This is a genomic window from Komagataeibacter diospyri (assembly GCF_006538165.1).
GTDB lineage: Bacteria > Pseudomonadota > Alphaproteobacteria > Acetobacterales > Acetobacteraceae > Komagataeibacter > Komagataeibacter diospyri.
The window spans coordinates 33,813-52,712 of record NZ_BDLU01000003.1 but is presented as its reverse complement, the minus strand read 5'-3'; the positions used below and the strand labels follow the sequence as shown (position 1 = coordinate 52,712).

14 protein-coding genes and 2 pseudogenes are annotated in these 18,900 nt (G+C 59.8%); 2 read left to right on the top strand and 14 right to left on the bottom strand.

Annotated features, from left to right (window positions below; genetic code table 11):
- Nucleotides 1-229 precede the first annotated feature (229 nt).
- A pseudogene (locus MSKU9_RS00670) lies at nt 230-1,529 on the bottom strand (transposase).
- 339 nt (nt 1,530-1,868) lie between these two features.
- On the opposite strand from MSKU9_RS00670, the gene MSKU9_RS00665 reads away from it, so the two are divergent.
- A complete protein-coding gene (locus MSKU9_RS00665) occupies nt 1,869-2,555 on the top strand; it encodes a TetR/AcrR family transcriptional regulator (RefSeq protein WP_141259441.1) in 687 nt (228 codons plus the stop codon).
- A 64-nt stretch (nt 2,556-2,619) separates the two neighbouring features.
- Here the strand turns inward: MSKU9_RS00665 and MSKU9_RS00660 are convergent, their stop codons facing one another.
- From MSKU9_RS00660 to MSKU9_RS00645, 5 genes are all read right to left on the bottom strand, one after another.
- Nucleotides 2,620-4,041: an efflux transporter outer membrane subunit gene (locus MSKU9_RS00660; RefSeq protein ID WP_141259440.1), complete on the bottom strand. Its 1,422-nt coding sequence runs from the start codon at nt 4,039-4,041 to the stop codon at nt 2,620-2,622.
- A complete protein-coding gene (locus tag MSKU9_RS00655) occupies nt 4,038-7,142 on the bottom strand; it encodes an efflux RND transporter permease subunit (RefSeq protein ID WP_141259439.1) in 3,105 nt (1,034 codons plus the stop codon). Before MSKU9_RS00655 ends, MSKU9_RS00660 begins: the two co-directional genes overlap by 4 nt.
- The gene (locus tag MSKU9_RS00650) at nt 7,120-8,340 is read right to left on the bottom strand and encodes an efflux RND transporter periplasmic adaptor subunit (RefSeq protein WP_141259438.1); all 1,221 of its coding nucleotides are present in this window, start codon (nt 8,338-8,340) and stop codon (nt 7,120-7,122) included. Before MSKU9_RS00650 ends, MSKU9_RS00655 begins: the two co-directional genes overlap by 23 nt.
- A 212-nt stretch (nt 8,341-8,552) precedes the next feature.
- Nucleotides 8,553-8,687, bottom strand: coding sequence for a hypothetical protein (locus MSKU9_RS18700; RefSeq protein WP_264371828.1), 135 nt, complete (start codon nt 8,685-8,687; stop codon nt 8,553-8,555).
- 229 nt (nt 8,688-8,916) lie between these two features.
- Nucleotides 8,917-9,966 (bottom strand): PAS domain-containing protein, encoded by a 1,050-nt coding sequence (locus MSKU9_RS00645; protein ID WP_141259437.1) that lies wholly within the window; start codon nt 9,964-9,966, stop codon nt 8,917-8,919.
- Nucleotides 9,967-10,192: 226 nt separating this feature from the next.
- Between MSKU9_RS00645 and MSKU9_RS00640 the strand changes: the two are divergent.
- Nucleotides 10,193-11,175, top strand: a pseudogene (locus tag MSKU9_RS00640) (IS481 family transposase).
- A gap of 404 nt (nt 11,176-11,579) precedes the next feature.
- Here the strand turns inward: MSKU9_RS00640 and fdhD are convergent.
- The 8 genes from fdhD to cydB form a co-directional block, all read right to left on the bottom strand.
- Nucleotides 11,580-12,383, bottom strand: coding sequence for a formate dehydrogenase accessory sulfurtransferase FdhD (fdhD, locus tag MSKU9_RS00630; RefSeq protein WP_141259436.1), 804 nt, complete (start codon nt 12,381-12,383; stop codon nt 11,580-11,582).
- 40 nt (nt 12,384-12,423) lie between these two features.
- Nucleotides 12,424-12,846, bottom strand: coding sequence for a molybdenum cofactor biosynthesis protein MoaE (locus tag MSKU9_RS00625; protein WP_141259435.1), 423 nt, complete (start codon nt 12,844-12,846; stop codon nt 12,424-12,426).
- On the bottom strand, nt 12,843-13,085 hold the full coding sequence (locus MSKU9_RS00620) for a MoaD/ThiS family protein (RefSeq protein WP_141259434.1): 243 nt from the start codon (nt 13,083-13,085) through the stop codon (nt 12,843-12,845). The genes MSKU9_RS00625 and MSKU9_RS00620 overlap by 4 nt, the downstream gene beginning before the upstream one ends.
- Complete coding sequence (locus MSKU9_RS00615) at nt 13,073-13,702, bottom strand: NTP transferase domain-containing protein (protein ID WP_193557599.1); 630 nt, start codon at nt 13,700-13,702, stop codon at nt 13,073-13,075. Before MSKU9_RS00615 ends, MSKU9_RS00620 begins: the two co-directional genes overlap by 13 nt.
- A 45-nt stretch (nt 13,703-13,747) precedes the next feature.
- Nucleotides 13,748-14,833, bottom strand: a complete 1,086-nt coding sequence (moaA, locus tag MSKU9_RS00610) for a GTP 3',8-cyclase MoaA (protein WP_141259432.1) — start codon at nt 14,831-14,833, stop codon at nt 13,748-13,750.
- Nucleotides 14,834-14,847: 14 nt separating this feature from the next.
- On the bottom strand, nt 14,848-17,151 hold the full coding sequence (locus MSKU9_RS00605; protein ID WP_141259431.1) for an FdhF/YdeP family oxidoreductase: 2,304 nt from the start codon (nt 17,149-17,151) through the stop codon (nt 14,848-14,850).
- Between the two features lie 23 nt (nt 17,152-17,174).
- Complete coding sequence (locus MSKU9_RS00600; protein ID WP_141259430.1) at nt 17,175-17,687, bottom strand: nitrate reductase associated protein; 513 nt, start codon at nt 17,685-17,687, stop codon at nt 17,175-17,177.
- 191 nt (nt 17,688-17,878) lie between these two features.
- Nucleotides 17,879-18,898, bottom strand: coding sequence for a cytochrome d ubiquinol oxidase subunit II (gene cydB / locus MSKU9_RS00590; RefSeq protein ID WP_141259428.1), 1,020 nt, complete (start codon nt 18,896-18,898; stop codon nt 17,879-17,881).
- Between the last annotated feature and the right edge of the window lie 2 nt (nt 18,899-18,900).

Below are 18,900 nucleotides of genomic sequence, written 5' to 3'. Positions count from 1 at the left end.
GACCAGATCCAGACCGTTGTCGTAATCTTTGCCGAAAACCGCTCCTTTGATAACCTGTACAATGGTTTCCCGGGTGCCGACACGTTTGCGGGCTGTTAAGCCGCATGGAAACGTGCCTCATCCGGACGACGGGGGGGGACAGGCAGCCAAAAATGACCTGAATAGCCCCTGGCAGGCTGTCGGATAGGCCTCTGCTGTCATGGTGAGTGAGGGGAAGAGGCAACGGGGTTTATGCGGCCATCAGTCGCGTGATCCTGCGGCAATTGTATGCGAGGGCGACGAGCGTCCATTCGGTTGCGACGTTGGCGAGGCCGCGGAGATGGAAGCGGGTGAAGCCCATGGCGCTCTTGATGATGCTGAAGACCGGTTCGACGGTCTGCTTGCGTAAGGCGTAAAGGGCCTTTGCCGGGTTCTGTTGCAGCCTGGCCTTCATGTCCAGGCGCCAGGGTTCGGTGATCCGGCGCGACGCCCTGGGTGGCGGTTCTGGCCGGAAGTCATAAGGGCGCCAATCCACAGGGCGTCCGATGGCGACCAGCGGATCCACGCCGCTGGCCTGCAACGTTCCGATGGCTTTGCCGCTGGCGAAACCCGTGTCGGTGAGGACGGTTCGTGGCAGGCCGATCCTTTTCTCCATGCCCAGGATGGTGGCGGCGAAGCCGGGCGCGTCCGCCGTGGTCGTGACGACCCCATAACCCACGATCAACTGGCCACTCTCGGCGCAAACCACGGCCTGGGCGTTGTAGGCTTGACGGTATTCATGCGCGTCAGAGCGACGCATCAGTTTGCTGTCCGGATCGGTCAGGTTGATCTGCCGGTCTGGCGGCGGTTTATCGTCCGGCTCTTTCGGCAGGCGGCCGCGCCGTCCCCGCTTCGCATCAAAGGCCGCTTTCCTACGTTCATACTCGGGCCTGGCGGCCTCGCCCTGCTTGCGGGCACCGCTTCCAGCCGCGCGCAGGCTTCATCCAGTTTTGCCTTCAGAACCTCGCGGCGGCCAGTTCGTCCGGCAAGGCCTGATGATCCGTTTCGGTCGCATCTGCTGCCTCTGCCCGCTCCATCAGGGTGGCGATGTCGGTGGCCAGTTTCTCGCGTAGTTCTTTCGCGCGGTCATAACGGATGGAACGGTATTTCGAAGCATTGGCATCGATCTTCGTGCCGTCGATCGACACCGTGCCCAGCCGCACCAACCCCGTCTCGCGTGCCAGTTCCAGCACATGCATGAATGCCGCCTCGATCGCCACGCGGTTGCCGCGCCGGAACGTCGCGATCGTGTCATGGTCAGGATGCAGGTTCGCCGCCACAAAGCGCATGCCGATATCACGATACGTCGCCCGTTCGGTCCGACGCGATGAGAATACGCCGTTCGCATAGGCGTAGATCAGCAGCGCCAGCATCAGGCGCGGATGATACTGCGCCTTGCCGCCAGTCCGCCGTGGCACTGAAAATGTCCCTGGCGGCATCCGCTCCACCGCCGCCACGATAAAATGCGCTACATCGTCTGCAGGCAGCCAGGACTTCAGATCCGGCGGCAGAAGATACGGTTACAACCGGTCAAACAGGATGAAACTGCTCATCCTGAAAACTTACCGCAGATATCCACAGGCCGTTACCCCAACCCGACAGCCTCCGAACCAGTAAACTGATCACCTTATAGCGGAAGGAATATGCATCGGGCAAAGACAGCGATACGCCCTGATTTTCAGACAGGTTGTTAAGCTCCCATGACCGTCATCTGGATGCGTTATTCATGGAATGCAGGCGAACAGGATAATGTCTTCTTTCTGCGCCAAACGGGATGTCGGTCCTGTCGAAAGCCCTTGCGGGAGGATTTCGTCCCCTATAATCGGATGGGACTGCGGACAGGAGGTCGAATGGCGGATCAGGACAGAAAGAAGAAATTTTCAGGTCGGCCCGACAGTCGCATGTCGGAAGAACTGGACGCCCTTATCCTGAAAACCGCCACCCGACTGTTTGGGGAGCAGGGCTACGCGGCCACATCCGTCGAACAGATCGCGGCCGTGGCCAAGGTCGGCAAGCAGACCATCTACCGGCGGCATCCTTCCAAGGAAAACCTGTTCAAGACGGTCATTTCCGAACTGGGAAACAGCTTCCTGCTCGCCGCTTCCCCGTCAGATGAAATGGTTTCCAGCGATCCGCTACAGGCGCTGTACAAAACCATGCGGATGCTGCTTGATCTGATTCTCAGCCCCGAAACACTTTCGCTAAGCCGCACCTTCATCGCGGAAGGGTGGCGTTTTCCGGATCTGGTGAACCATGCCGGTGCCCATATCTTTGAGCCGCTTGAAAAACTGACGTGCAAGCTCCTGACCGCTGTCTCCAGGGCGGGTCTTCTGAAGGTGGGTTGTGACCTTGAAGAAACCAGCCAGATGCTTGCCACGCTCTGCCTTGGCGGTCCCCACCAGCAGATGCTGTTTGGACGCAGGATCCTGACAACGGCAGAGGAGCGCGACGCCTACCTCGACCACGCCTGGCGTGCCTTCATGACGGGCATACTGGCGGCCCCCGCTTTCAGTCCGTCCGGCAAACGGAGCCGGTAAAAGACACGGTCTGGTTTCTTCTGGCATGCACCCATAGCCGGGACGCAGGCCCTCTGCCCCACCGTTATTTCTGCTTCCTGTCCTGCGGGGCGCTGGTGTCAAATCCGCCTCCGATCGCCCGGTACATGTCAACCGACGCATCAAGGCTGGACAGCAGTGCTGTCGTATGCGCCAGTTCCGCCTGCTGCGCGAGTACCTGTGCGGAAAGCACATCCAGCCTGCTGGAATAGCCGTGTTCCAGCCGCAGCTGCGTCAGTTCCACGGTTTTTTCGGCGGCTGTCTCCCTGTCTCCGTCGCCCTGTTCGCGCTCATGGGCATTGTTCTGTTCCAGCAGGGCGTCATGCACTTCCTTGAAGGCCGCGCGGATACTCTGCTTATACAGGATGATCTGCTCGTTCTTCTCGGCTTTCGCCAGTTTGACGCCGCTTGCCGTGCGGCCAAAATCCATCACCGGCGCCGCCATGGAGGCCGCCAGCGTCCATGACCGCGTGGTGGCGCGATACAGGTTGTCGATGTCGATGTTGTTCACCCCTGCCAGACTGGCCAGCGAAATGGTGGGAAAATAGGCCGCGCGCGCAAAGCCGATGTTGAAGTTGCTCGCGATCAGCGTCTGTTCATGCATGGCGATGTCGGGCCTGCGTTCCAGCAGGGTGGACGGAATTTCCGGCGGCGTCGGGATGGGGATTGTCAACGCGTCTATGTCCCTGCCCCGCTCCATTGCCTGCCCGATGATCTGCTGGGGCGAGCGGCCCAGCATGACGGCCAGCGCGCTTTCCGCCTTGCCGCGCTGATCCTCCACATCCGGCAGGGCAGCCTGGGCGGCGTCACGCTGCTCGGTTACATTCTGCACCACCAGCGCGTCCACCGCGCCCACCTCATGCTGGCGCTGCACAAGCGCCAGGAGTGCCGTCCGGGTCTGGATGGTCTGTTGCAGAATCTCGCGTTGCCGATCCAGCGCGCGCAGGCTGAAATACAGCTTTGCGGTTGCGGCAGCGATGGACAGCCGGGCGGCCTCGTGCCCATAACCCGCCGCCTTAACGCCCGCTTTCGCCGCCTTGCTCAGACTGGCATTCTTGCCCCAGAAATCCGCTTCATAATTCAGCATGCCGCCGACGAAGCCAAGGTTGCTCATCTTGTGCGCAACAGGCAGGTCATCCTTCAGGTGCAGGCGACCATAGGCGTCTGACCCCGCAACCGAAATGGAAGGCAACTGGTTGGCGAAAGCATATTTATACTGTGCCCGCGCCTGCTGCAGCTTTGATCCGGCCAGCGCAAGGTCATCATTGTTCTTCAGCGCTTCCGCCACCAGCGCGTCCAGAACCGGGTCTCCATAGCTGCGCCACCATTCGCCGCCATCTGGCACGGTAGCGGCCTGCTGCGTGCCCCATTTATCGGGCATGGGCATCCGTGGCCGGTGATAGGCCGGCGCCAGCCATGCGCAGCCCGCCAGCAGCACGGGTAGCAGGAGGATCGCGGTGCGTTTCATCGGGTGGCCTCCCCAAGCTGCGGCGATGGTGTTTCCTTCACCCGGAACCACAGCACGTATAGCGAAGGCAGGAAGATCAGCGTCAGCACTGTCGCTACGGCAAGCCCGCCCATGATGACATCGGCCATTGGCCCCCAGAACACGCTCGATGCAATCGGCAGCATGCCAAGGATGGCCGCGACAGCCGTCAGCATGATGGGGCGGAAGCGGATCCTGGCGGCATTCATCACCGCATCCCATTCCGATTGTCCCAGATCCTTCTCGATCTGGATCTGATGCACCAGAATGACCGAGTTACGGATGATCATGCCAATCAGCGCCACCAGTCCCAGCATGGCGATGAACCCCATCGGACGCTGGGTCAGGAACAGCGCGCCGACCACCCCGATCAGGCCGAAGGGCGCAACACTGATGACCAGCGCCAGACGCCTGAAGTCCTGCAACTGGATCATCAGCACGCCCAGCATGACCAGGACCATGAGTGGCACGACGGCAATGACGGATTTCTGGGATCTGGCACTTTCCTCTACCGTGCCACCCACCGCGACATGGTAGCCTGATGGCAGACCCGCGTTGAACGCCGCGATTTTCCGGGCCAGCGTGGCAACGGCCGTATCCGCCTGCACCCCGTCACGGAGCTGCGCCTGTATGGTCAGGGTCGGCAGCCGGTCACGCCGCCAGATCAGGGGATAATCCTCGACGTAGGAGACGCTGGCCACGGTGGACAATGGCACCGTCTGGTCATTGGGCAGGCGGATGTCGAGGTTGCGCAGGTCCTCGATCGACAGACGCTGGGCATGGTTGGCGCGCAGCACGACATCGACCAGATAGATGCTGTCGCGCACCTGTGTCGCCGTAAGCCCGGTCACCGCCGAATTGATGGCCAGCGCAATCGCTCCCGATGACAGGCCCAGACGGTGCGCTTCATCCTGCCGCACGTCGATCTTCAGCTTGCGCGCGGGGTCGCCCCAGTCGAAATTGACCATGTGCAACTGGTTGCTGTCGGCCATGATCTTCGCCACGTCATGCGCGTAATGCCACACCCGGTCCGGATCGCGGCCCGTCACGCGGTACTGCACCGGCCAGCCCACCGGCGGCCCCAGTTCCAGCGGGAACAGTCCATGCACCACATCGGGCATGTCGCGGCTTAACGCCACGTCCAGTCGCCTGCGCAGCCGGTCGCGCGCCATGGCACTTTTTGCAACAATGACGGTCTGGGTAAAGAAAACATTGGGCAACTGCTCATTAAGCGACAGGTAAAAGCGCACGGCCCCGCGCCCGACATAGGAACTCCAGTGGTCAATATCGGGATCATTGCGCAGGATGCCGTCCAGACGGCGCGACACATCCGCCGTCGCCCTGATCGACGCACCCTGCCGCAGCGAAAGGTCAACCAGCAGTTCCGGCCGGTCGGATGACGGGAAGAACTGTCGCGGCACCAGCGGCGAGAGCGCAATGGCCACGACCAGCGCCGCAAGGCTGGCCAGCACGGTCGCACGCGGTCGACGCATGGTGAACAGCAACACGCGGCTGAACACGCGCAGTAGCCGCCCTTCCGGCGGGGCATGGGGCGCTGCTGCCGGGCGCTGCCTGAGAATGGTCACACCCACCAGCGGGGCCACCAGCACGGCCACGAACCATGACGCGATCAGCGCCATGCCCACCACGGCGAACAGGGAGAACGTGTATTCCCCTGCCACACTTTTCGCGAACCCGACCGGGATGAATCCCGCCACGGTTACAAGGGTTCCGGTCAACATGGGGAACGCGGTCGAGACATAAGCGTAAGTCGCAGCCCGCGTCAGGGTCCAGCCTTCCTCCAGCTTGCTGACCATGCTCTCCACCGTAATCATGGCGTCATCGACCAGCAGGCCGAGGGCGATGATCAGCGCGCCGAGCGAGACGCGCTGCAGGTCGATGCCGAACAGCTTCATGCACACGAATACCACCGCCAGCACGAAGGGAATGCAGAACGCGACCACCGTGCCCGCGCGGCCACCGAGGCTGAGAAAGCTTATGCCCAGCACGATGGCGATGGCCTCGAACAGGGCTTCGGTAAAATCGCCCACCGCGTCATGCACGACCCTGGGCTGGTTGGCGACCAGATGCGCCTCGATCCCGATGGGCATGCGGGCATGCAGTTCGGCCATTTTCGCCGTGATGTTCTTTTCCAGTTCCAGCACGTTGCCACCGCTGCGCATGGACAGGGCCAGGCCGATCGCGTCATGCCCGCCCACGCGGAACATGGTCTGTGGTGGATCGGAATAGGTGCGGGTGATGGTGGCAATGTCACCCAGCCGGACCTTGCGGTTGCCTGCATAGACCGTGACATTGGCAATATCCGCGACCGATCCGAACTGCCCGGTAGGCTGGACCTGTATCTGCTCGCGCCCGGTATCGATCACGCCGGATGGCACCGTGGCGTTCTGCGCCAGCAGGGCGGCGGCGATCGTCGCCCCGTTTATGCCCAGCCGGGCCAGGTGGTGGGTAGAAAAATCGACATAGATCTTCTCATCCTGCGCGCCCAGCGTGTCGATCTTGGCGACATCAGGCACATGCAGCAGCGCGTCGCGCACCGTCTCGACATAGTCACGCAGGTCACGATGGGAAAACCCGTCGGCGGTAAAGCCGTAGATGATTCCGTAGGTATCACCGAACTCGTCATCAAAGAACGGGCCGACCGTGCCCTGCGGCAACTGGGCCCTGATATCGCCCACCTTCTTGCGCACCTGGTACCAGATATCGGGCACTTCCGCCTTGGGCGCACCCGACAGCAGGTTGACGAAAATCGTGGTCTTGCCCGCCAGCGTATAGCTTTTGATGTAATCGAGGTCGGGTGTTTCCTGCAGCTTCTTCTCGATGCGCTCGGTCAGCTGATGGGTGGTTTCCTCCACCGAGGCACCGGGCAGGAACGCTTCCACCACCATGGTCTTGACGGTAAAGGGCGGGTCTTCATTCCGGCCCAGTCTGAAGTAGGACTGGATGCCCGCAACACCGATCAGGATCATGAAGAACAGGACCAGCGCGCGATGGCGGATGGACCAGTCGGACAGGTTTATGCCCCCCGGCGCGCGTGGCTCAGGGGCGGACATCGGCTTCATCCAGCAGGCTGACCTTTTCTTGCGGATACAGCGCCTGCACGCCCGCTGTCACCACCCTGTCCCCGGCGTTCAGGCCAGATGCGATCACCACATCATCGGTGCCATAGCGTGCGATGGTGACGGGGCGTTGGGATACACGCAGCCTGTCGGGGGCGATGATCCATACGGCAGGTCTGCCATCCTGCATGGTCAGGGCCGCGGGAGGCAGATGGACGGCTGGCGCCGATGGCATGGACAGATGCCCCGTCACCACCGCCCCCAGCGGCATCGTGTCCCGCGTGGCGCGCAGCAGCGCCCTGGTATGATAGGTACGGGTCAGCGGATCGGTATCGGGTGCGATTTCATAGATCGCGGCGGGCGCGCATACCGCAGGGGCCGCGTCCAGACATACCTTCATGGTCATGCCCACGGCCAGACGGGACTGCGCCAGGGCTTCGGGCATGTCGAACTGTGCGTCCAGCCCGTCATTGGCCGCCATGCGCAGCACCGGCTGGCCTGCCGCCACCACCTCCCCCGCTTCCATCAGCCGGTCGGTTACGATGCCGTCCTCCGGGGCCACAAGGCGGGCATAGCCAAGCTGTTCCTGCGCCACGCGTACCTGTGCCTGCGTGGCCTGCACCTGATCCTGCGCGGTTTTGTACCGGCGAACCGCATCATCATAATCATTGCGCGAAATCGCCTGCACCGGCAGCAGGGCCGCGGCGCGCTGCTTCAGGGGGGCAGCCTGTTCCAGCGCCGCTCTTGCCGTGGCGTTTTCCGCCAGCGCGGTGCGCAGGGTCTGCTGCGGCACCGTATCATCCAGCCGCGCCAGCACATCCCCCGCATGCACGATGCTGCCTGCAGAAACCGTGCGTTCCGCCACCTTGCCGGGCAGACGGAAGGCGAGATTGATGGACTGATGGGCAGCGACCTGGCCTGTCACGACCTCCCCATTTGCATCGGGAGCAGGTTCGACAATAACGGAGCGGACGGGCCGGACTTCCTCCACCGCCACCTTTTTATGGCATGCGGAGAGCAACAGCAGCAGGCAGAACAGGATCAGGCCCGGAGCGCTACCCGGTTTTTTCACGGCGGGCATGGAGTGCGGGCCCGGCGGAGCATTGTCTTCCCTGTGCAGGACCAGATGAAAAATGGTGGTCAGGAAGAAGGGGGGGTTCACATAGCCCCTGACCTCACTGCCAGTATGTCTGGTTTGCATGGATACCGACCACCCTCAGTCATTTCCGGAACCCGGCGGCAGAACGCAGCCGTTATGGTCCACATAGACGAGACCGTATCGTATTGCAATGAAGTTGAGGCGCTATTCCCCTGGCGGCAGATGTGCTGGCAACAGGAACAGACAATGATCCTTTTACATTGCGAGACGATACCATCTGGTGGGTGTCCAGCCGGGCCATTTCCCCGGACGGCTTAAAGTAGCGGTCGGCATGACGACCACGCACAGACCCGGCCATCGTCGATGGTAGTGTGGTTGCGGATGCACGTCACCACGTCCTGCATCAGGCCGCGACGGTCATGAGTGTGGAACAGCATATCATTGGTCACGACCGTATGCGATGACCGACATCCGTGAAGTGGTCAGGGTGAGCCCGCATCGCCGAAGAAGTTGACGAGGATCAGGGCGTTAAAGCTCGGTCCGTCAAGCTTGAGGCGCAGATGGTCGCGCCTCTCCACATAATCCCGATGGCAGAAGGTCCGTGCCCATCAGCATGGGCGCGGCAAGATAAAAATATCGCCTTCCTCTCGATGATGTGCCTTCTGGAAACGAGAGATCCTAATCCTGAGCTGGAATTGGCAAATGTAGATCAGCGACGAGCCCTTCCGCCCGCCAAATTCTATCGATCCGGCCGCCGGCAGCCTGAACGATACGGTCCACCATCGCGCTACCAAAACCTCGTCTCTCAGGCGAGGCCGCGATTTTCGGGCCGCCGGTTTCGCTCCAGGTCAGATCAAGCATATCACCGTCTGCCTTCCACCGGATTGTAACATCGCCACCGTCGGTACTGAGTGCCCCGTATTTTACCGAGTTGGTTGCAAGTTCATGGAGAAAGAGAGCAAAAGTCGTCATAATCTTGCGGGGTATGGATGCCTGTCGGCCGCCAATCAGGCATCGATCCCCGTAGGGTTGCAAGACCGAACGGACGAGCGTTTCAAGGTCAGGCTGGCCCGCATCACAGACTCCACTATCGATTCCCGAAAAGACTGCATCGGAAGCCCGGGAAAGAGCGCCCAGCTTCTCACGAAGGATTTGTGTTGCGGTATCCTGCGTATTGCTCCTGACGGCTTCCTTCTCGGCAATGGAAATGAGGCCCGCCACCACAGAAAAAAGGTTCTTGATGCGATGCTGCATCTCGTTGGAAAGCAGCTTCTCCCGATTGATTGACTCTTCCAGTTCCTTTTCCAGCTTCGTTTTCGTGGTCACGTCTCGTGAGACACACAGGATCGAGAGCACACGACCGGACGCATCGACCAGGGGGGTCAGCAGGTTGTCCCAGTACATGAGCCCGTCAGGAGATTCACTCCTTCCCTGGAAGCGCGCGCTATGTCCTTCTGCAGCCTTCTGAAGTGCTTCCTTGCCGAGTTGATGAACGTCTTCCGGCAGCAAGGAGAGCCACGGCATCCCAAATGCTGAATCCTGAGGTACATTCAGCGCAAGACAGCCTGCCCGGTTCATGGTCAGGAGCCTGCCGTCAACAGACAGGACCTTGATGCAATCAAGCGTGGCATCAAGCATCGTCTTCTGCAGGTCGAATAAATGCGGGTCGGTCCCGGAAAGAATATTCGGAAAAACAATACTCGTATAGATTTTGGCAGCGGCTTCCATGTCCCTGACTCCCCTGATTGGAACGCTACCAACTTCGTGGCACTACCGTATTACGATTTCGCCTCCATTGCGGTATCTGTCAATCCGCACTCAAAAATAACTCCCGATCGGCGCGCATATTAACCTTTGATGAATATCCGGGCTGTCTGTTAGAACGCGCGCGGCCTGATTGTTTAGTCCCGGGGTTTGATGGTGTGGCATTTTCACGCGAGTGGAAGGAAGCATTATGGGACAGATACGTCATGGCAGCGCCACGACCACGCACGCGGTGCGAGCAGCAATACAGCGATCGCAGGCTTCGCGCTCTCGGCGCCAAGCGAGGCGTTCGGGATCAATCCAAAAACGGTGGCGAAGTGGCGGAAGCGTCCGACTGGTGGGGATCAGAAGACCGACCCCAGAGAGCCGCGCTCAACGGTCCTGTCCGGGACGGACGAAGCGATGGTCGTGGCTTTTCGTCGGCATGCTTTACTGCCGCTAGACGATTGCCTTTATGCATTGCAGGCCACCATCCCGTATCTGACACGCTCGGCCCTGCATCGCTGTCTTCAGCGTCACGGGATTTCACGCCTGCCTGACAGTGAAGGGGACAAACCGAAGCGTCAGCGCTTCAAACGCTACCCGATCGGGTTCTTCCACCTCGACATCGCCGGGGTCCAGACCGCTTAAGGCAAGCAGCATCTTTTCGTCGCCATAGACCGGACAGGCAGGTTTGCGGTGGTGCAACTCGCGGACAAGGCCAACAGAAGAACAGCCCGGGCGTTTCTCGAACATCTTCTGCGTGTCGGGCCCTACCGGATTCATACCATCCTGACCGACAATGGCATCCAGTTCGCCGAGCGGCCTCGTAACCGCGGTATGGCATGGTCACGTTCCATGCGTTTCGACATGATCTGCGAGGCCAACGGGATCGAGCAGCGCCTGACAAAGCCCAATCACCCCGGGACCAATGGCCAGGTCGAGCGGACGTGTCGCACGATCAGGGAAGCAACTGTCAAACACTTCCATTACGACAGCCATGAGCAGTTGAGGACTCACCTCAATGATTTCATAGCCGCCTATAATTTTGGACGAAGGCTCAAGACACTCAAAGGCCTCACGCCCTATGAATACATCTGCAGGATCTGGACTTCAGAGCCAGAAAGATTCATCATCAATCCAACCCATCAAACCCCGGGACCAAACAACCAGGGCACTCCGCGCAATACGTGATGCCAATGTCCAGCTGCTTTATATTCAGCTTTCCAACGATCTCTGTGTTGGACAGAACCAGAACGTCACATACAAAATCCCCGATATGCTCCTTTACCGCATCCATAAGAAGGGGGATGATGTGAACAGATGTTGGAATAACGCCAAGCTCTTCCTCCATGACGCGTATGGCGCGCGAGAGAGAAGGCTACGATACGTTGCATGCAACTGCTACCTTCGAAAAGCTCCTGAACTTATCTATCTCCCGGAGATAGTACAGCTGCTTGAGAAACATGTCATACTCCACGAATACTGACTGACCAGCAGCCAGCGGACCGGTTCATTTTCCTATGGATGTCATATCGCCCACCATTCCGACATGATCGGAACAGGGGAGCGTCTTTATTTGTTGGGAACGTGAAATACTATCCAGTAAGGCGCTTTCCACCACAGAACAGTGTCTGCTCATCCTGACGCGCAATGGCGACCAGGGTCTGGTTCATCTTTTCCGCAGTAAGGAAGGCACGATATGTTGGGGCCGAAATCGCGACCACAACGGCAATACCTGCCCGCACGGTCTTGAGTGCCATCTCAAATGAATAACGGCTTGTCAGCAGGCAGAAGCCTTCGTGAAAAACGTCCAGGTCACAGGCCCGCGCGCCGATCAGCTTATCCAGCGCATTATGCCGTCCCACATCTTCCCGGATCGTGTGAATACTGCCGTTATTATCCGCCCATGCCGCCGCATGGACCATGCGTGTCGCCGCATTCAGCGTCTGCCACCTGCGCAGTTCATGCAATGCCCTGCGTATTGCCGCCACCGACAGGCAGGGACCATCCCCAAGCGGAGTTGCGGCCACAGCATCATATGCCGGTACCGTCTCGCTCCCGCATATGCCGCAGCTTGAATGACCCGTCTGCATGCGGACATTACGGCGCATGAGTTGCGTCAGTGCCCTGCCTTTTATAAAAATATCAAGGGTCAGGCCGTCTTCTGCCTCTACAACATTCACCGAACGGATATCTGCAACTGAACTGACAACCTGTTCTGTTATACAGTATCCATAAGCGAAATCTTTCAGATCCGCTGGTGTCATCATCATCGTGCCATACGGAAAAATCCCGTTGAACATGAGACCGACCGGCACTTCCTCTGCCACATTCAGGCTGAATTTCTCATCTGGACGGGACAGGGCGCTGACATCTAACGGATAAAAAAGAGCGGACATCACGGCATCCTCATGCATCCAGACAGGCACTGTTCAATGGTCAGAGGGTGTGGCACGGCACCCAGCCGGTTACACCGTTCGCGTAATGCTCGTTTTTCCAGACCGGAACATGCTGTCTGATTTCATCAGTGATGTAACGACAGGCATTAAAAGCGGCATCGCGGTGTGCTGCGGATACACCAATCCATACCGCTGTTTCACCGACCGGCAGGTAGCCAGTCCGGTGCGTGGCGGTTGCATGACGGATGGCAAAATGCTGTTTCGCATCCATCAGGATCACCTGCCCTTCCGTCAGCGCCAGTGGCCCGAAAGCACTGTAATCAATGCCAGAAATGGCGCGACCTTCGTTCGTCTGCCTTACCCGCCCCTCAAAGGAGCAGACCCCTCCCGCTTCAGGGAGAAGGAGCATCCTGCGCAGTGCACTGATATCCACAGGCGCATCCGCCATGATGAAGTCGCTCATCCGCCTGTCGCCGGCGGTATGCAGGCAACGTGGTCCCCTTCGGCCAGAGACTGTTCCCATGGAGCGAACGCAGCATTGATCGCAACACGCATACATGCGGGTTCCAGGGCAAAGCCGTATGCATTACGGAGTTCGTCATATAGTGCAGTTGCCGTAAGGGCCTGGGTCTGTCGTATTTCGTGCGCCCGTCCTGCCTCATCCTGAAGCTGTGCGAAATACTGTAACTCTATATTGAGCATTTTACTTCCTGTTCAGAAGATCCAAGGCGTTCCAGCACCCGGGCGCGTTCATCAGGCGCGTTTACGTTTTCCAGCGCACCTGTTTTTTTCACTTCAAGAAGGCGGATAGCAGGGCCGCCAAGCATCTGACGCAGCCGTATTGTCTGGTCTGCCTTACGCTTTGCCAGTTCTGCCAGCATCGCGGGCTCCCATATCGTGCAGAGCGGCTCAGGCAGTCCGTCACTTTCACTCAGATAGGCCGTGGCATCCAGATCCGCGTTCCGTTCATCAACAAGGATGGCAAGCGTTCTGTCATCCAGCATGGGCAGATCGCAGGCCACGACCAGCCATGCCACATCCGGGTACGCCGTGTGGGCCGACAGCACGCCAAGCATCGGGCCGCCACCCAGCATTTCCTTTATCTCCCGCCTGTCCACAATACATGGATAGGACGCCCGGAGTGGATCATGGCCCTGGTCAGGACGTATCGAGACGAAACAGCGTCTGACATGATGGTCCAGCAGGTCAAAAACGCGGGCAAGCTGCGGGCGGCCACCGTAAGGCAGTGCTGCCTTGTCCTGCCCCATGCGGCGACTTTCACCACCAGCAAGGACCAGCCCGTACAGTAATGCTGTCATGGCTTGCGCCCCTGTAAACATTGGGGTCTGCACATGAAATTCACGTCATCCCCCGATATAATGCATTTCGATTTTTTCCTGGGAAAACGTCTTTTTTCCATCGGCCCATAATGCGGGCCGGTGCGTGCGCTCCTCACTATAGCGATCCGTCCGGTGGTGCCAGATCCGTGACAGGGTTGTGCGCAGCCGTTCATCAACGTCGGCATTGCAGGCACTCTGGCGCAGCAGTCCGCGCAGATCCGTGCCAGTTGTCGCAAAAAGACAGGCATAAAGCTTCCCATCGGAAGACAGGCGCGCACGGGAACATGTTCCACAGAACGGCTCGCTTACTGATGAGACAAACCCGATTTCTCCCGCACCATCGACGTAGCGATAACGTCGGGCCACTTCGCCGCGATACCGTGGCGGAAGCGGTTCAAGGGGCCAGAGGGCTGCAATACGGGCGCGCAGTTCGCGCGACGGGACGACGTCGGCACGGCCCCACCCGTTACGATTACCCACGTCCATGTATTCAATAAGACGTACTGTCACACCGGTATTCCGAAAGCGCGCCAGAATATCCGGAACGCCCGCGTCATTCACGCCCCGCTGGACCACGGTATTGATCTTGACGCCACCTTCAAACCCGGCGGCACACGCGGCGTTGACGCCCTCCATTACGGTAGACAGGTCCCCCCTGCCGCCGCTCATATAAGCGAACACGGCTGGATCAAGGCTGTCGAGACTGACCGTCACGCGCCGCAGTCCCGCCCGCCGTAATGCTGGCGCAAAACGGGGCAGCAGGACGCCATTGGTTGTCAGGGCGACATCCTCAATGCCCGGCAGGGCGCTCAGGCGACTGACCAGATCGGGCAGGCCGGGCCGCAGGAGGGGCTCGCCACCCGTCAGCCGTATTTTGGTAACGCCCAGTTCGGCCGCCATGCGCGCAACCCGTTCGATTTCGTCAAAATCCAGCCGTTCCCTGGGACCAAGAAACCGGAAGGCCTCGTGATAGGTGGCTTCCGGCATGCAGTAGGGACACCGGAAGTTACACCGGTCCATAACCGAAATGCGCAGATCGCGCAGCGGGCGGCCAAGCCTGTCGACAGGCTGCACAGGGCTGACCGACCGGCTGCTGTTATCGTCATCCATGGCCGCCAGCCCTGTCAGCCTGCAATCCGGATTGGCGGTGCGGATGCAACACTTTCCACAACCTTTACCGGAATGGATTTCGCCGCGGGCGTTCCACTGATCCCGTCAAAGTAATCCAGCGGCAGCAGCGGATTCAGTTCCGGGTAGTATCCGGCAATCGCACCACGTGGCATCGGGTAATCCAGCACGTTCAGGCCATCGACATACCGCCTGATCCCGTCATCGCTATAGGTCTCCAGCCCGATCACGTCCCCGTTCACCAGACCGCGCTCCGCCATGTCATCCCTGTTCATGAAGATGACGAGACGGGTATTGTACACGCCGCGATACCGGTCACTATTGCTGTAGATGGTCGTGTTGTACTGATCGTGCGAACGAATGGTTGCCAGACGTAACATGGCCGCATCCTTGACCGGAACGTTGACTTCCAGCCCCGGCAGCACAAGGAAATTCGCCTTGCCATTGGGCGTCTGCCATACGCGGCGACGGGGAGGAATATCGAGGTGCAGACCATGCGGATTTTTGATCCTTTCGGAAAAATCCGCATAGATTTCAGGATAGACCTCGGCGATCTTGTCCCGGATCAGGGTGTAATCAACCATATAATCCGCCCACGGCGTGCGGGAGTTGGGTAGCGTCGCCATGGCCATGCGGCAGACGATCTCCGTTTCCGGCCGCACATGTTCGGTCACGGGTTCGAACACACCGCGCGATGCCGTGACATTCGCCATGGCGTCCTCAATGGTTACAAACTGCTCGCCTGCTTCCGTGCGGATGATTTCCGAGCGGGCGACAACCGGCAGGATGAGCGCATCCCTGCCATGCACCAGATGTCCCCGGTTCAGCTTGGTCGCCACCCCAACCGTCAGGTTGAGGTTGCGCATGGCCGCATAGGAACGGTCCGTATCCGGTACGGCGCGGATGAAATTGCCCCCCATGCCAAAAAACACCCTAGCGGTGCCTGCTTCCATGGCTTCGATCGCTTCCAGCACATGGTGACCATGTTCACGCGGCGGTTCAAACCCGAAGGCATCACGCACGCGGTCCAGGTAAGCATCGGTCGGTTTTTCATCAATGCCAACCGTGCGGTCGCCCTGCACGTTGGAATGTCCACGGATCGGTGCGATCCCGGCGCCGGGTTTGCCGAAATTGCCGCGCAACAGAAGCAGGTTCGCCACCTGCTGCAGCAGGCGCGATCCTTCCTGATGCTGTGTAAGCCCCATGCCGTAACAGATGATCGTGGCGTTGGATTTCATGTAGATATCCGCAATCCTGCGGATCTGGTCCTCGGCTATGCCCGAGATCCGGGTAATATCTTCCCAGCTACACCCCATGACATCAGCACGCAGGGCTTCCATGCCCGCCGTGTGTTCATGGATGAAGTCGAGATCCAGTACCTTCTCGCCACGTGCTTCCGCTTCAAAAAGTGCTCTCATCATGCCCTTGAAGATGGCCAGATCGCCGCCGATGCGCACATGGATGAATTCACTGGAAATCGGGGTCGAACCAAACGTGCCCATCTGCAGCACATCCTGCGGTTCCGTAAAGCGGATCAGCGCGCGCTCCGGCATGGGGTTGATCAGGACAATCGGCACGCCGCGTTTGCGGGCTTCGACCAGATTGGTCATCATACGGGGGGAATTGGTGCCCGTATTCTGCCCTATGACGAAGATCGCTTCGGCATGCTCGAAATCGCTCATGACGATCGTGCCCTTGCCAATACCGATGGCGGGCGGCAGGCCACGGCTGGTCGGCTCGTGGCACATGTTCGAACAGTCGGGGAAATTATTGGTGCCGAATTCGCGCACGAATATTGAATACAGGAACGCGGTCTCGTTCGCCGTGCGGCCCGATGTATAAAACTCAGCCTGATGCGGGCTGTCGAGGGCGCGCAGGTGCTGGCCGATCAGGGCAAATGCGTCATCCCACGCCACCGGCACGTAGCGGTCGCTTTGTGCATCATAGCGCATCGGCTCGGTCAGGCGGCCCTGCATTTCCAACCAGTAATCGCTTTTCTGCATCAGTTCGGTGACGGTGTATTTTTCGAAGAATTCCCGCGTCACACGTCCCTTTGTTGCCTCATGCGCCAGCGCCTTGGCCCCGTTTTCACAGAACTCCAGCGTTTTGCGATGGTCGGGATCAGGGAAGGCGCAACTGGGACATTTGAAGCCACCCGGCTGATTCATGGACAGCAGCCCGCGTGATCCCTTGACCAACACGCTCTGTTCCATCAGCACTTTCGCGGTCGCCCCTGCCGCACCCCATCCCCCTGCCGGATGATGATAGGGTTTGTATTCAGGCGTTTTCTCGTTGCTCATGATCTCGACCCCATTGGCTGTATTCAGTTGGGCAGGCGTGTGTGGGCACGCGATACGGCTGTCGGACTGGAGAAAGCACCCGCATCATGCAGCAGGCCGAACTCCCGCATTGCCGGCACGAAGTTTTCGTTTTCATGCTTCGAGCGGGCAAGCTTCACCAGGGCAAATCGCTGGAGCGGCAGCAGGGTTGCCCATTGCGCGGCCGTAGGCGGCGCTATGCCATCAGCCAGCGCCTGGGTCTTTACCGCATCCGGCATCCTGCCCGCGTCACGCCAGGCCTCCAGCCCACGGGTTGCAAGCTGGCGCAACGGCTCGTCACTGCGGGTTGCGATCAGGTGGGCCACCAGTGCGCGATAGGTGGCCTGTTCGGACACGATTTCGCACGGCAGGTCGGCCAGCTGGCCCCTTTCTTCGCGTGTAAACCGGCTCCACTGGCGCAGGCTCAGTTTGATGCCGACGATGTCAAGCTTCTGGCGGGCGATCATCGGAATGCACCGCAGAGACCCTGCAAAATCACGTTCAAAGTCAAAAAGCATTGGACCAGATCCCTTATTGGAGAGAGGGGAATGTCGGGCGGCCATGCCGCCCGGTTTACCTGGGAACGATCAGGTGAAGCAGGGACGCTGCCCCGAAAAACACCGTGGTGCTCAGCGACCAGATCGCAACAAACCATGCGATCCGTACACCGGTGCGCGGTGGTGCATCATCTCCGTTCCCGCGGACAATTTCAGTGATACCCATCGGTTTCCGTCACCTTTCCGCGAAAGACGTGGTAGGAATAGATCGTGTAGGTCAGGATGATCGGCAGCAGGATGGCGGTGCCGATTAACTGGAAGAACTGGCTGGATGGCGGGGACGACACATCCCACAGCGTCAGGCCCGGCGGCACGGCATAAGGCCATACCGTAATCCCCAGCCCGGACAGGCACAGGAAGAACCACCCCAAGGCGCACAGGAACGGCCCCCTGGAGTGCCCCCTGCGCAGCCCCATGACAAACAGGGCACCCAGTACGACAACCAGAACCGGCACGGGAGCAACAAACGCAATATTCGGCCAGTCAGTCCAGCGGCGCAGGTACGGTGCATGCAGCAGCGGCGTCCACAGGCTGACCGCCACAATGCCGATGAACAGGCCCACAGCCAGCCGGGCGGCCCAGCGGCGGCAGGATTCCTCCAGCACGCCGGTTGTGCGCCAGATCAGCCACGTTGCCCCCAGCAGGGCGTAACCGCACATGACGGACAGGCCACACAGGATGCTGAACGGCGTCAGCCAGTCGAGCGGGCCACCGGCAAAGGCGCCATCAACAACTTTGATCCCCTGCACCACGCCACCGAGGATCGCGCCCTGACAGAAGGCGGCGATAGCGGAGCCTGCCATGAACCCGGCATTCCACATGCCTTCCCGTCCCGTGCCGCGCGTCATGACACGGAACTCAAACGCCACGCCGCGGAAGATCAGCGCAAGCAGCATCAATACGATCGGCAGGTAGAAAGCTGGCAGCAGGGTGGCATAGGCACCGGGGAAAACCCCGTAAAGCACCGCCCCACCCAGCACCATCCACGTCTCGTTCCCATCCCAGACGGGGGCGATGGTGTTGACCATCACATCCCGGCGGTCTGGATGGCGTTCGAGCGCGAAGAGCATCCCGATGCCAAGGTCAAAGCCGTCAAGGACGACATAGATCGAAATGGCGGCGACCAGTATGACGGCCCACACGATGGGGAGCCAGTATGCGAAGTCCATCATGC

Excerpts from the sequence above, each read along its gene's own strand:
- MSKU9_RS00605 (WP_141259431.1), bottom strand. The coding sequence starts at position 17,151 with ATGAGCAACGAGAAAACGCCTGAATACAAACCCTATCATCATCCGGCA.
- MSKU9_RS00625 (WP_141259435.1), bottom strand. The coding sequence starts at position 12,846 with ATGAGCGACTTCATCATGGCGGATGCGCCTGTGGATATCAGTGCACTG.
- MSKU9_RS00600 (WP_141259430.1), bottom strand. The coding sequence starts at position 17,687 with ATGCTTTTTGACTTTGAACGTGATTTTGCAGGGTCTCTGCGGTGCATT.
- MSKU9_RS00645 (WP_141259437.1), bottom strand. The coding sequence starts at position 9,966 with ATGGAAGCCGCTGCCAAAATCTATACGAGTATTGTTTTTCCGAATATT.
- MSKU9_RS00615 (WP_193557599.1), bottom strand. The coding sequence starts at position 13,702 with ATGACAGCATTACTGTACGGGCTGGTCCTTGCTGGTGGTGAAAGTCGC.
- cydB (WP_141259428.1), bottom strand. The coding sequence starts at position 18,898 with ATGATGGACTTCGCATACTGGCTCCCCATCGTGTGGGCCGTCATACTG.
- moaA (WP_141259432.1), bottom strand. The coding sequence starts at position 14,833 with ATGGATGACGATAACAGCAGCCGGTCGGTCAGCCCTGTGCAGCCTGTC.
- MSKU9_RS00620 (WP_141259434.1), bottom strand. The coding sequence starts at position 13,085 with ATGCTCAATATAGAGTTACAGTATTTCGCACAGCTTCAGGATGAGGCA.
- MSKU9_RS00660 (WP_141259440.1), bottom strand. The coding sequence starts at position 4,041 with ATGAAACGCACCGCGATCCTCCTGCTACCCGTGCTGCTGGCGGGCTGC.
- MSKU9_RS00655 (WP_141259439.1), bottom strand. The coding sequence starts at position 7,142 with ATGAAGCCGATGTCCGCCCCTGAGCCACGCGCGCCGGGGGGCATAAAC.
- fdhD (WP_141259436.1), bottom strand. The coding sequence starts at position 12,383 with ATGTCCGCTCTTTTTTATCCGTTAGATGTCAGCGCCCTGTCCCGTCCA.
- MSKU9_RS00650 (WP_141259438.1), bottom strand. The coding sequence starts at position 8,340 with ATGCAAACCAGACATACTGGCAGTGAGGTCAGGGGCTATGTGAACCCC.
- MSKU9_RS00665 (WP_141259441.1), top strand. The coding sequence starts at position 1,869 with ATGGCGGATCAGGACAGAAAGAAGAAATTTTCAGGTCGGCCCGACAGT.